The sequence below is a fragment of the Pseudoflavonifractor sp. An184 genome, assembly GCF_002160305.1.
Classification (GTDB): Bacteria; Bacillota; Clostridia; order Oscillospirales; family Oscillospiraceae; genus Lawsonibacter; species Lawsonibacter pullicola.
In genome coordinates, this window is record NZ_NFKI01000009.1 from 60,283 (window position 1) to 72,095 (window position 11,813).

Annotated in this window: 13 protein-coding genes and 1 pseudogene; 4 read left to right on the forward strand and 10 right to left on the reverse strand. The window is 62.2% G+C overall.

The window, feature by feature from the left end:
• Positions 1-15 precede the first annotated feature (15 nt).
• The 10 genes from B5F19_RS05060 to B5F19_RS05105 form a co-directional block, all read right to left on the reverse strand.
• Positions 16-909, reverse strand: a complete 894-nt coding sequence (locus B5F19_RS05060; protein ID WP_087288602.1) for a HAMP domain-containing sensor histidine kinase — start codon at positions 907-909, stop codon at positions 16-18.
• A gap of 531 nt (positions 910-1,440) precedes the next feature.
• Entirely contained in the window at positions 1,441-2,262 is an 822-nt protein-coding gene (locus B5F19_RS05065; RefSeq protein ID WP_087288603.1) for a hypothetical protein, read from the reverse strand.
• A gap of 156 nt (positions 2,263-2,418) precedes the next feature.
• A complete protein-coding gene (locus tag B5F19_RS05070) occupies positions 2,419-3,222 on the reverse strand; it encodes an ABC transporter permease (RefSeq protein ID WP_087288605.1) in 804 nt (267 codons plus the stop codon).
• On the reverse strand, positions 3,222-4,160 hold the full coding sequence (locus B5F19_RS05075) for an ABC transporter ATP-binding protein (RefSeq protein ID WP_087288608.1): 939 nt from the start codon (positions 4,158-4,160) through the stop codon (positions 3,222-3,224). The genes B5F19_RS05070 and B5F19_RS05075 overlap by 1 nt, the downstream gene beginning before the upstream one ends.
• A gap of 128 nt (positions 4,161-4,288) precedes the next feature.
• The gene (locus tag B5F19_RS05080) at positions 4,289-5,116 is read right to left on the reverse strand and encodes a putative RNA methyltransferase (protein ID WP_087288610.1); all 828 of its coding nucleotides are present in this window, start codon (positions 5,114-5,116) and stop codon (positions 4,289-4,291) included.
• Between the two features lie 153 nt (positions 5,117-5,269).
• Positions 5,270-5,710 carry a GtrA family protein gene (locus tag B5F19_RS05085; RefSeq protein ID WP_087288611.1) on the reverse strand — a complete coding sequence of 147 codons (441 nt, stop codon included), beginning with the start codon at positions 5,708-5,710 and terminating at the stop codon, positions 5,270-5,272.
• Complete coding sequence (locus tag B5F19_RS05090) at positions 5,700-6,662, reverse strand: glycosyltransferase family 2 protein (protein WP_087288613.1); 963 nt, start codon at positions 6,660-6,662, stop codon at positions 5,700-5,702. Before B5F19_RS05090 ends, B5F19_RS05085 begins: the two co-directional genes overlap by 11 nt.
• Before the next feature lie 4 nt (positions 6,663-6,666).
• On the reverse strand, positions 6,667-8,271 hold the full coding sequence (locus B5F19_RS05095; RefSeq protein WP_087288615.1) for a glucosyltransferase domain-containing protein: 1,605 nt from the start codon (positions 8,269-8,271) through the stop codon (positions 6,667-6,669).
• Between the two features lie 33 nt (positions 8,272-8,304).
• Complete coding sequence (locus B5F19_RS05100; protein WP_087288618.1) at positions 8,305-8,772, reverse strand: pyridoxamine 5'-phosphate oxidase family protein; 468 nt, start codon at positions 8,770-8,772, stop codon at positions 8,305-8,307.
• Position 8,773: 1 nt separating this feature from the next.
• Positions 8,774-9,313 carry a DUF4364 family protein gene (locus B5F19_RS05105; protein WP_087288620.1) on the reverse strand — a complete coding sequence of 180 codons (540 nt, stop codon included), beginning with the start codon at positions 9,311-9,313 and terminating at the stop codon, positions 8,774-8,776.
• A gap of 207 nt (positions 9,314-9,520) precedes the next feature.
• On the opposite strand from B5F19_RS05105, the gene B5F19_RS05110 reads away from it, so the two are divergent.
• The 4 genes and pseudogenes from B5F19_RS05110 to B5F19_RS05120 form a co-directional block, all read left to right on the forward strand.
• A complete protein-coding gene (locus B5F19_RS05110; protein WP_242972705.1) occupies positions 9,521-9,997 on the forward strand; it encodes a hypothetical protein in 477 nt (158 codons plus the stop codon).
• A gap of 158 nt (positions 9,998-10,155) precedes the next feature.
• Positions 10,156-11,121 carry a DUF6017 domain-containing protein gene (locus B5F19_RS05115; RefSeq protein ID WP_087288622.1) on the forward strand — a complete coding sequence of 322 codons (966 nt, stop codon included), beginning with the start codon at positions 10,156-10,158 and terminating at the stop codon, positions 11,119-11,121.
• Between the two features lie 19 nt (positions 11,122-11,140).
• Complete coding sequence (locus B5F19_RS17050; protein WP_140394157.1) at positions 11,141-11,308, forward strand: RNA polymerase; 168 nt, start codon at positions 11,141-11,143, stop codon at positions 11,306-11,308.
• A 94-nt stretch (positions 11,309-11,402) separates the two neighbouring features.
• A pseudogene (locus B5F19_RS05120) lies at positions 11,403-11,813 on the forward strand (hypothetical protein); the annotation flags it as partial.

Here is an 11,813-nt window from a genome sequence, read left to right on the forward strand (position 1 = left end):
CGTACGCCCTGCTTTTCATAACTTCCACCGCACGCCTACGGTGAAGACCCCGTCCTTCAATTCCGCGAAGGCGGTGTGGCCCATCTGCTCCGAGAGGTCCTTGACGATGGCCAGCCCCAGGCCGGTGTTCTGGCCGGTGCGCATCTGGTCTGCGGTGTAGAACCGCTCGAACACCCGGGGCAGGTCCTCCTGAGTCAGCTCCGGCGCGTCGTTGGAGAAGGAGGTGACCAGCGTCTGCCCCTCCTGATACAGCCGGATGTCCAGGGTTTTGGAGCCGTGCTTCAGGGCGTTGCCGATGAGGTTGGTCAAGATCCGGGTCACCGCCCCCGGGTCGGCGGAGACGGCCGGCGGACTCTCCATCAGCTCCACCGTCACCTGGAACCCCGCCTGTTCGAAGTCCTCGTAAAAGCCCGCCAGCAGGGGCTCCAGGCGGCGGCGCAGGTCCACGCTCTGGAGCTCCAGGGGGTACTCGCCCCCCTCGATGCGGGACAGGTCGTAGAAGGAGGTGATCAGGTCCTGGAGCACCTTGGCCCGCCCCTCCACGATCTCCAGGCAGTGGCGGTACTCCTCCGGGGAGATGTCCTCCCGCCCCATCAGCTGGAGGTAGCCCAGAATGGAGGTCAGCGGGGTACGCAGGTCGTGGGAGACGTTGGCGATCTGCCTGCGCAAACTCTCCTCCCGGCTGCGCAGGACGCGGGTCTCCCGCTCCTTGTCCTCCAGCAGGCCGTTGATCTGGGACAGCAGCTCCTCCAGCCTGTCGTCCGGACTGTACAGCCGCAGGCGGGTGCCTGGAACCATGCGGGCCTCTTTCAGGTCTCGGGCCGCCCGGCGCAGAGCGCGGCTTCGGCGGTACTGGGCATACAGTACCGCCGTGAGCAGGATGAGAGAGAGGATGAGGAGAATCAGCATTGGAGAGACCTCCTATGGAATTAAAGTGTGGACGGAGGAGTTTCGCCGCCTGCGGGCGGCGAGTTACTTTGCCCATGGCGGCAAAGTAACCAAAACGCCACCGGGGACGCGGCCGTTGGACACTTCGTGCCCATAGGACCGCTTTCCCCGGACCCCATTACGGTGGACGCGTATCTGTTAGGTTTTGCAATATTTCCGGCGCGCAAAAATGGAGTGGTCTCCGCGATTTCTTCCGGGCCACTGGGCCCTGGGTTTGCAAAAATTGCGGCGACTGCGATTTCACAACTGCGCCTGAGTTTACCGAACCAACGCTCCCGGTCCGTTTTTCCTCGTAGGGGCGACCCTTGCGGTCGCCCGGAACATGGCTCGGCCGGTGTCCGGCCCTTACGAAAAAAGACACCTTGCGGATACCCCGTAGGGGCGGCACACCGGGCCGCCTGCCGTTCCCCACCGCACAACTTGAGCCCCGCCGCAGCAAAGGCGCTGTCAAAAAATGAAGTGCCATGCTCCCGGTCGTCCCCCTGCCGAATCTCACCGCAGCTCCCGCCTCTGGAGAAAGGTGATCGCCACAAGCGAGGTTCCAATGAGCCACAGCAGTCCCAGCGCCCAGCAGTACAGCATGGGCGGCGGCGAATCCACAAAGGCCTCCGGGGTCAGCTGAATAGAGATGCCGGTATCGATGCCCTCAACGACCATATCCCCGTTCCAGAAGGGGGTCATGGGGTGGAGGGCATAGAGCAGGGTGCTGATGAGTCCGGGCTCTCCCGTATCGGTGGAGACTACCGTGGCCGCCGCCCCCGCAATGGGGAATCCCACCAGATAGTAGAGCGCCACCAGAATCCCCGCAGCGGCCCCGGAGCGGAAGATAAATTTCAGGCACAGGAACAGTCCGGCGGAGGCCATCCACAGGGGGAGGGCAGTCAGCATCAGCAGGGCATACTGGGACAGGATCTGGGGCAGCTGATCGATCCCCGGGAGGAAGATCCCCGCCAAAAGCAGGGCGAACAGGCTCATGGCCGCCACCAGCCCCACTCCCAGCAGGAGGGCGGTGAACAGCCGGGACAGATACATCTGCCACCGGGGGATGCCGAACACCGCCTCGTTTTTCAGCAGGACCTGCCTGCCGTCCACTCGGGCGCTGGCCAGGTCGGCGCAGGGGACAGCCAGCACCATGCCCACAATGGCGGAATACTCGATGGTCTGAAAGAGCAGGGCGGCGTCCCCGCTTTGCGGGGGAAAGGCGCACAGCAGGGTCAGCAGGACCACACCCCCCAGCACGGAGCCGGTCAGGCCGTAGAAGCCCCAGCGCTGACAGCGGATGCGGTAGAACTCCGCCCGGATCAGGTTTCCCATGACCCACGCCCCTTGGGGCAGAAGCGGAGGGCCAGCGCGGCCAGCAGAGCCAGGGCCGCGGCGATGCAGAGCAGTTTTTTCATGGAACATAACCTCCTGAAATGGGAATCGGGATTTCAGCCAGCCTTCCCCCCTCAGGGGGAAGGCTTTCCTGTCTTACTTGATCTCCTTCCGGGCGAACAGGGCCGCCCCAAGGGCGGTGGACACTGCGGTCCAGCCCAGGCCGATGAGCCAGCACTGGCCGATCTTGGACCAGGGCAGGTCCCCCACGAGCAGCTGGTCCATGTGGTAGTTGAGGGTCAGGTGGTAGAGGGAGGTGAACAAAGGGTTCACATACTGTCCCAGGTTATCCAGGGCCATGGAGAGCACCATTAGAATCCCGATGTAGGAGAAGGCCGCGACGGTGGAGCTGGCAATCAGGAAATAGCAGGCCAAAGACAGGGACATGCCCCCCAGCCACAGTGGAAAAGCCCCCAGGGTGTAGAAGCCCAGCGCCCGGAAGGCGTTGAGGACGCTCCGGCCCGCATCCACTCCGTACATCGCCTGGGCGTCCGCCTGACTGGGCAGGCCCAGGAGAATCAGGCTGGCCAGGGCGTACACAAGCACCAGAACCAGATAGAGCGCCGCCAGGACCAGCAGGGAGACCACCCACCGGGAGGCGTAGATGCGGAAGCGCCCGACGCCGAAGGAAACCTCGTTTTTCAAGGTGTTGTACTTATACTGCTCGGAGAACACCATGTCCACCCCCAGGACGACCAGGTAGATGCCCGCGGGCAGGCCGAACAGCAGGGAGGCGACGGCAAAGGGCATATTGACCGGGTTGACGCCGCTGGCCTCGGTTTTGATCAGATACAGGCAGAAGATGACCCCCACAGAAAAGAGGGCGCACAGAATGGTGGTGATCCAGAAATAGGGCCGGTGAACCACCTTAAAGCACTCGGCCTGGATAGAGCGCAGCATCAGAATCCCTCCTTTCCGGCGGCGTGGCGGCCTCCAATGAGGGAGAGGAAGTAGTCCTCCAGGTCGCTGCTGCGCTGCTGGGCGGAGATGAGGCCCACGCCGTTTTCCAGCAGCACCCGGTTCACTGTCTGGGGCTGATCCAGGAAGGTGTACAGGCGCAGCTTGTTGTGGGGGAGCACCTCGAAGTCCCGGGTGCCCAGCTGCTCCTCCAGCACCCGGGCGGCCCGGGCCGCGTCGTCCACGGTGAGCTCCAGGCACTCCCGGCACTTCTCCCGCAGGCGGTCGGCGGAGACGCTCTCCAGCACCCGGCCCTTCTCAATAAAGGCGTAGTGGGTGGCCAGGGTGGACAGCTCGGAGAGAATGTGGCTGGAGATCAAAATGGTGGTCTGCCGCTCCCGGTTCAGCTGAAGGAGCAGCTCCCGGAACTCCACGATGCCCTCCGGGTCCAGGCCGTTGATGGGCTCGTCCAGGAGGAGAAACTCCGGGTGGTTCATCAGGGCCAGGGCCAGGCCCAGCCGCTGCTTCATGCCCAGGGAGAAGGTCTTGAACTTCTTTTTCCCCGTGTCCGTCAGCCGCACCTGCTCCAGCGCCTCGTCCACGCACTCCTTTCCGGGGATGCCCCGCTGGATGCGGTAGTACTCCAGGTTCTGCCGGGCGGTGAGATAGGGATAAAAGGAGGGGATCTCCACCATGGCCCCGGTGCGGGAGCGGGCCCGGGCCAGGGCGGCGGGGGTGGAGGCCCCGAACAGGGTGACCTCCCCGGCGGTGGGGTGGGACTGGCCGGAGATGAGGCGGATGAGGGTGGTCTTGCCCGCCCCGTTGCGGCCCACCAGCCCGAAAATCTGCCCCTTTTCCACGGACAGGGCGGCGTGATCCAGGGCCAGAGTGTGGCCGTACCGGCGGGTCAGGTCCCGGGTCTGTAAAATCAATTCCGACATGCAGGTTCACCTTTCTTTCCAAAGGTCGGCGGTTGCCGTTTTTCTGAGTACGGCCTTAGTATAGGGGAGAAAGGTTGATTCCCCACAAAGAAAGAATAAAGAAAGTCTAAAGTTTTCCAGGGCAAAGATTAAAGCCTGCCATAGACGTGGATGTCAAAGCCGATCTGGGTGTCCAGCGCCTCCAGGGCGGAGAGCCGCTCCACCCCATCCTTTGGGGTCTTCCAGGCGTAGGGGGTCATGCCGAACAGGGCCATGATGTCCTGGGAGCTGTCCAGGCGGACGGAGAAGCGCAGGGGGACGGCCTCCAGCCACCGAAAGCCCGGGTAGTCCTCCCGGCGTACGGCGTTCTCATAGGGCCGGGCGTACAGGACCTCTTTCATCTCCCACAGGTGCTTGGCGGAGGGGACCACATAGTAGAAGTGCCCGCCGGGGCGCATCACTCGGGCAAATTCCTCCGGGCACAGGGGGGAGAACACGTTGGTGAGCAGGTCCGCCCGAGAGTCCGCCACCGGCAGGTGGTACACCGAGGCCACGGCAAATTCCCCCTCCTTCACCCGCTTGGCCGCCCGGCGCAGGGCAAATTTGGAGATGTCCACCCCGGCCAGCTCGGGGGTGCGGCCCGCCTGGGCCAGGGCCTGGAACAGCCCCTGGGTGTAATAGCCCTCCCCGCAGCCGCTGTCCAGCAGAGCGGGGGCGGGCAGGTCCGCCGTGTCCCGGAGGGCCAGAGCGCACAGCGCCTCCCGGAGGGGGGCATAGTACCCCTTGTCCAGAAAGGCGGACCGGGCGGCCACCATGGCCTTGTCGTCCCCCGGGTTCTGGGAGTGCTTCCGGTTGGCGGGGAGCAGATGGACATAGCCGGCGGCGGAGCGGTCGAAGCTGTGGCCGGCGGGGCAGGTATAGGCGCGCTCCCCCCGGGTCAGGGGAGCGGAACAGAGGGGACAGCGGAAAAAACTCATGGGGCGTTCACCTCAAACGGCAGAATGGGGCCCTCTCCGGGGAGAGACAGGGCCGGGGCAATGGGGAGGGAATGGCGGAGACGGCAAAGGCAAAAGCTCCGCCAAACACATCAGGCGGCCACGGGGGCCGCCTGAGCGATCAAACATCCAGGTTCAGCGGCTGCGGAAGGCAAAGAACCGCTGTCCAAAGTAGTTGAGAAAGACAAAGATGCCGGAGCCCGCCAGCATGGACAGGTTCCCCTGGACCTGCTGGCTCCAGCCGGTGCCGGCCAGCAGCCAGACCGTCACCGGCTTGGCGATGCCATAGGCCAGCGCCCAGCACACGGCGATGTTCAGGACAAAGCGGAGGACCACTTTCACGCCCTTTTCCTGGTTGCGGAAGGTGAAGTGCTTGTTCAGAAAGAAGCTGACCACGCTGCCCACAACGTAGTTGGCGGCGGAGGAGATCCAGTATCCGGTGTCTCCCCAGGTGTGGAGCCCCGCCAGGTTATAGAGGCCAAACATGACTCCATAGCCCACGGCGGTGTTCACCAGCCCCACCAGAATGAAGCGGAACAGGGTGGGGTCCAGCAGGGAGCGGAGCTTATCTCTCATAGCCGTCTTTTCCTCCGCAGCCGTCCGCGACGATGTACCGGGGCCGGTCCTTGATCTCCTCGTAGATCTTGGCGATATAGTACCCCAAAATGCCCAGGCAGACCATCAATGCGCTGCCGATGAGGAGCAGGAGCAGGATGACGGTGGTAAAGCCCTCCAGGGCCTGCCCGTTGATCTTCTGCCACAGGGACCAGCAGCCCAGCACCAGAGAGCACAGGAATACCAGCACCCCCAGAATGGTGACGATTTGCAGGGGGGCGGTGGAAAAGGCGGCCAGGTTGGTGACGGCGTACCGGGTGAGGCTGCGCAGGGACCACTTGGACTGTCCGGCGGCCCGGGGCTGCACCTCGAATTCCACCTGAGTGGTGTCAAAGCCGATCCAGGAGGACAGGGCCCGGAAGAAGGCGTTCTTCTCCCGCATGGCCACCAGCACGTCCACCGCCCGCCGGTCCAGCAGCTTGAAGTCGGAGGCGTGAGACATGTCGAGCCGGGTGGCGCCGCTCAAAAAGCGGTAGAAGGTCTTGGCGGCCAGGGTGTGGAGGGGGCTCTCCTTCCCCCGGCTGACCTTGATCCCCTCCACCACCTGCCAGCCCTGCTGCCACAGGCTGTACATCTCCAGAATTTTTTCCGGTGGGTGCTGCAAATCGCAGTCCAGCACCACGCAGCAGTCCCCTCTGGCCTGGGCCAGGCCGGCGAAGATGGCGGCCTCCTTGCCGAAGTTCCGGGAGAAGCGGATGCCCCGCACCTGGGGGCGGCGGGCGGCCGCCTCCTGAATGGCACGCCAGGTGTGGTCCCGGGAGCCGTCGTTGACAAAGATCAGCTCGTGGTCGATACCCGCCCGGGTGAGCAGGTTTCCGATCACGTCCGCCGCCAGGGGGACCGACTCCTCCTCATTGTAGGCGGGCAGCACCACGGACAGCCGTCCGGTGCGGAGAGATTCGGATGTCTCCATGGGATCATCTCCTGTTTTCATAGGCCAGCTCATAGTCGCTCTTGGGAGTGTACTCCTCCTGGATCTTCACCACCACCCGGCCGTCCAGCATCCGGACGCTGCCGTCGGCGGGGTAGAGGGGCATGGCCTGAAATTCCTCCGACTGGGCGACCGCGATCATGGTCTCCTCCCCCGGCTCCGCAATGGGCACATTGAGCCAGTCGTTGAAATAGTAATAGATATGCTTGTTGAGGGGGGCCACCGTGTCCCGGGGAACGCTGTAATGGTCCACCAGGGCGTAGCTCTCAATGTCCGCATAGATGCGGTCGGTGGGAAAGGCCCCGATGATGAGGACCTCCTCCTCCCCGGTGTAGCCGGGGCAGCTCTCAATGCGGGTGAGCAGCCGGGTGGCATAGCTGAGAGTGGCACGGTGGGCCTGGCCGGCAGCGGTATACAGCAGGTTGTTGATGTTGGCGCTGTATAGAGTCACCCCGGCCAGGCACAGAGCCAGGACGCCGGAGACGGCCATGCCCCCCCGGGGCCGGGGAAGGAAGCTCAGCCCCAGGTCGGCCGTCAGCAGCACCGCCATATAGACCAGCACATAGGCGTACTTCATAATAGGGGTGGCGTCGGAGAAGGGGGCGATGATCTGGGCAAAGCCCACCGCCAGGGGCAGCAGAGCGGCCAGGACCAGGGCTCCAATGATCCGCCAGGGCTCTCGCCACAGGGCCCGGCGGAAGACGATGGCCAAAAAGCACGCCACGGCCAGCGCCAGGGCCAGCAGGTCCAGCCCCGCCAGCAGCGGGGTGGTAAAGGAGTTGGACCCGTTGGGCCAGAAGAAAAAGACAAATACCTGCTTATAGGCGGAGAGGATCAGGCCGGGCAGCTGGGCGACGGGGTAGCCGCTCCCGGCGTCGCTCATGCCCAGGTAGTCCAGCAGTTCCAGGTCTTTCACCGCCAGGAAAATCTGGAGGATGCCGTAGTAGAGGGCGGCCCCCACGGCCAGAAAGCCCGCCAGCCGGAAGCCCAGCCGGGCGGTCCCCTTCAGGGTGGAGCGGGCGTGGAGGCAGGCGCGCAGCACCACCAGCAGGGACAGGGCCACCGCCACCGCCGCGTAGGCCTGGTAGATCCCCATGGCCAGGGCCAGCAGAACCACTCCCGCCAGGGTCCGGAGCCACCCCCCCTTTTTCACCAGACATACCGCCAGCACAGCCAGCAGGATGGCCAGGCAGTAGGCGGAGGCGGTGAACATGTAGAGGAAGGTATACCCCAGACAGGGGAAGGCGGCCATGAGCACCCCGGCAAAGGCGGACAGGGCCCGGCTGTGCAGGTTCAGGGCGGTCACCACCCCCGCCGCGGCCAGGGCCAGAAACACCACGGAGAAAAACCCGATGAGGGCGGGCATCTGGGTAAAGTCATTCAAAAACGAGGCGTAGTGGAGAAACCACCGGCCGGAGACGGTCATCTGCTGGGGGTCAAACACCCGGCTCAGGCCGTCGGAGTTGGGGATGATATTGGTAAAAGCAAACAGATGGATCAGATATCCGGCGATAAAACAGGCCAGAAAGGCCGCCCGCCGGGTGGGAGTGATCCGCTGCCGCAGGCGGGCAAGGACACGATCAAGGGGCATGGGACGATCTCCTTCCAAACAAACAGGGGGCGGTCAGGGGCGGGGCTTCTCCTTGCCGGTGATCTCCTCCATCCGGATACGCCACACCCCGGTGCGGGGCAGGCTCTTGGCAATGGCCCGGTCAAAGTTGTCCCCGGCCATGTTGGCGGGGGTGAGCTTCTCACACAGGGCTCGCAGAGCGGAAATTTTCTCCGCCTCCTCGGTCACCTCGGCGGCAGTCCCCGTCACATTGGCGGACTGAAAGTAAGTGGTGAACTTGTCCAGGGCCGCTTGGTTGGAGGCCACAAAGGACACGCACACCCGGGGACTGCGTCTCAGGCAGTCCAGCTTGGTCCCCTCCAGGGCGCAGTGGAAGTACAGCGTATCCCCCAGGCGCACCAGAGACAGGGGGACGCAGTAGGGCGCTCCCCCCTCCCCGGCCATGGCGGCCACACCGTACTCACAGCGGTCAATCACATCATAGGCAAAGGCCCGATCCCGTTCCCGGTCTTTTCGTCTCATATCAAGGCTTCTCCTTTTTGCGCTCTTCCGACAGGAAGGTCATCAAATCATGATAAAACGCCTCCGGCGTCTCCTGGAACCGCTCCGCCAAGGCCCATCCCTTCTCCTGAGAGGGATAGAGGAACTTCAGCTCCATCAGCGGGCCGCCGTCGTCGGCAAAAAACAGACGCACGGTGCAGGTGCCGTCCGGATGGGGCTCCACCCCCGTCTGGACCTGGGCCGCCCGCTTCAGCGCCCCGTTGAGCTTTCCCAGATTCTCGTCGCAGTGCATGCGCACCGAGTAGGGCAGGCTGCTCTCGCAGATCTCGCTGTTGCGCCGCCCCTTCTCCGTGATGGCATAGACCTGGCCGTTCTGCTCCAGATGGCCGGTCTCCACCAGGTGGCCCACCACCTCGGTGAGGGAGAAGTAGTCCACCCCCGCGTCGCACAGAGCCACGTCCAGCAGCTGATTGAACGTGACCGGGGCGGCGGTGCGGGACATGATATAGAGAACCAGCAGCTTGAGATCCAGTTCGTTTTGGATGAATCCAGTTCGGGCCATACAAAACCTCCTGCGGCGTCAGGTGGATGGAGTCGCGGGCATCTGCCCAGCTTTTTTATTATACCGAAAAAGGGGGCAAAGGACAACCCCTCTTTGCCCCTCCGCCGCCGCACCATTTTTCCCGTCCCTCATAGTATGGAGCGTACCCCAAAATCCAACCGGCGGGGCTCTGCTCCGCCTCGGCAACATCTTAGGAGGGACTTACCTATGCCGGAAAAGGTCGTGCCCGGCCCCGTCAGCGAGGACCGCTGCATTCGGGAGGCCGTGTGCATACACACCAAGAAAATTTTTGACTCCTGCAAGGATAAAGACTGCATCGAGGACCTGCGGGTCTACCCCACCCGGGGCTGCCAGGAGGTCATCGACCGGGCGGTGTCGGTGAAGGCGGGCTGCGCCGAGCTGCTGTACGCCTACATCGACGTGGAGCCGGTCACCTTCAACCGGGGATTCTACACCGTGGATGTGCGGTACTTCTACCGCATCACCGCCGACGCCTTCGTGGGGGCCGCCCGGCCGGTGGAGATCAGCGGCCTGGCCGTCTTTGACAAGCGGGTCATCCTCTTTGGCAGCGAGGGGAGCGCCAAGGTGTTCTCCTCCCAGGGCCAGGAGAAGGCCCTGGACGTACAGAACCTGCCCATCCGCAGCCTTCCCACTGCGGTGGTGGAAGTAACGGCCCACAAATAGGTAAATAATACATAGAAATAACCAACCTATATCAACCAAAGGGACAAGCCGCCTATCGCTTGTCCCTTTGTCCTTTTTCAGAGCAAATTAACCACATTTATTAAAAGTTTCTCTAAAATTCCAAACAGAATTGCTTTGTCCGACCAAGGAGGCCAACCATGGAATTTGATTATTATTATGGCGACGAGAGCAATCAATTTTCATTTTACCGCATTCCCCGGCAGCTCATTACCGGGGCGGCTTTCAAAAAGTTGTCCACAGACGCAAAACTCTTGTACGGCCTCCTGCTGGACCGCATGGGCCTGTCTGCCAAAAACGGCTGGTATGACGATATGGGACGGGTGTTCATTTACTATACCCTGGACGAGATACAGGAGGATCTGAACTGCGGCCATGAAAAGGCGGTCCGGCTCCTGGCGGAGCTGGACACCGGCAAGAAAGGGTTTGGCCTCATTGAGCGGGTCAAACAGGGACAGGGCCGCCCCGCAAAAATCTATGTCAAACGCTTCACCACCCGCGCCATACCGCCGCAACCCGCTGTGCCGCAAGACATTCCCAGACTTCCGACTTTCGGAAGTCAAGACTTCGGAAAATCAGAAGTCAAGAATTCCGAAAAACAGAAGTCAAGACTTCCGGTTTTCAGAAGTGCAGACTTCCGAAAATCGGACGCAAGTTATATTGAATCTAATCAGACTGATCTCAGCCAGCTTAATCCATCTATCCATCCATCGGTTTCCATGCCGTCCGAACAAAACGGATTGATAGATAGATGGAATTGCGAGAGAGAGGTAAGGGAGAGTATTGAGTACGCCCACCTTTGCACCCAGTTCAATCAGGAAGATGTGGACGAAATGGTGGAGCTCATTACAGATGTGCTCTGTACCACTCGGCCGACTATCCGCATCGGGGGTGAGGACATCCCTACGGAGCAGGCCAGAGATCGTTTCCAGCGGCTGGACTGCGGCCACATGGAATATGTCTTTGACTGCCTTCGGCGCAACACCACTCAAATCCGTAATATCCGGGCCTACCTGCTGACCACCCTGTATAACGCCCCTGTGACCATCAGCAACTACTACCAGGCGTCAGTTCAGCATGACTTTTCCCACCCCCTGCTGGAATAAACGGAGAAGGTGAACGATTATGAGCCGCTATGAGACAGCGCACTATTCCAACCGTCGGGAATACTTAAACTGGCTGGCAGAGGTCTACGGCGTGGACCGAGCTGATGTAGTCCTGTTGTCCTCAATCCTGGGGACTGACCAGGACTTTGACGGCCTCCCGGCTGCCTTGAAGGGCTGGCCGCCATAAATCTTTCCCATCAATATATCCCAAAACATAAAACTTCCCTCAATTTGAGGGAAGTTTTATCTTAAAATCTGTAAATTTTAGGAGGAGTACGATAATGGCAGACCCCAAAAAGAATCCCCTGATTGGAGCATTCCGCACTCCAGTCCCCGGCACACCGCCGAGCCACCCTGCACCACCGGCGGATCAGCCTCCGGAGACCCCCAAGGTTCCAGTGGACACTCCCACCAAACCCGCAGATGGGAAGAAAGAGCCAGAGGCTCCCAAGGTTCCTGCGGACGCCCCCGCCAAATCCGTTGACGGGAAGAAAGTGCCAGAGCGCCCCAAGGCTCCTGTGGATACCCCCGCCAAATCTGTTGACAGGAAGAAAGTGCCGGAGCCCTCCAAGGTTCCCGCGGACACTACTCCCAAGTCCGCTGATGGGAAGAAGGAGCCGGAGGCTCCCAAGCCTCCCTTAGACACCCCCGCCAAGCCCGCCAACGAGAAGAAGGGGCAGGAAGCCCCCAAG

Bases quoted from the DNA above. Each gene is read 5' to 3' on its own strand.
- B5F19_RS05085 (WP_087288611.1), bottom strand. From the start codon at position 5,710: ATGAGAGATAAGCTCCGCTCCCTGCTGGACCCCACCCTGTTCCGCTTC.
- B5F19_RS05100 (WP_087288618.1), bottom strand. From the start codon at position 8,772: ATGAGACGAAAAGACCGGGAACGGGATCGGGCCTTTGCCTATGATGTG.
- B5F19_RS05060 (WP_087288602.1), bottom strand. From the start codon at position 909: ATGCTGATTCTCCTCATCCTCTCTCTCATCCTGCTCACGGCGGTACTG.
- B5F19_RS05105 (WP_087288620.1), bottom strand. From the start codon at position 9,313: ATGGCCCGAACTGGATTCATCCAAAACGAACTGGATCTCAAGCTGCTG.
- B5F19_RS05110 (WP_242972705.1), top strand. From the start codon at position 9,521: ATGCCGGAAAAGGTCGTGCCCGGCCCCGTCAGCGAGGACCGCTGCATT.
- B5F19_RS05070 (WP_087288605.1), bottom strand. From the start codon at position 3,222: ATGCTGCGCTCTATCCAGGCCGAGTGCTTTAAGGTGGTTCACCGGCCC.
- B5F19_RS05080 (WP_087288610.1), bottom strand. From the start codon at position 5,116: ATGAGTTTTTTCCGCTGTCCCCTCTGTTCCGCTCCCCTGACCCGGGGG.
- B5F19_RS17050 (WP_140394157.1), top strand. From the start codon at position 11,141: ATGAGCCGCTATGAGACAGCGCACTATTCCAACCGTCGGGAATACTTA.
- B5F19_RS05115 (WP_087288622.1), top strand. From the start codon at position 10,156: ATGGAATTTGATTATTATTATGGCGACGAGAGCAATCAATTTTCATTT.
- B5F19_RS05095 (WP_087288615.1), bottom strand. From the start codon at position 8,271: ATGCCCCTTGATCGTGTCCTTGCCCGCCTGCGGCAGCGGATCACTCCC.
- B5F19_RS05065 (WP_087288603.1), bottom strand. From the start codon at position 2,262: ATGGGAAACCTGATCCGGGCGGAGTTCTACCGCATCCGCTGTCAGCGC.
- B5F19_RS05090 (WP_087288613.1), bottom strand. From the start codon at position 6,662: ATGGAGACATCCGAATCTCTCCGCACCGGACGGCTGTCCGTGGTGCTG.
- B5F19_RS05075 (WP_087288608.1), bottom strand. From the start codon at position 4,160: ATGTCGGAATTGATTTTACAGACCCGGGACCTGACCCGCCGGTACGGC.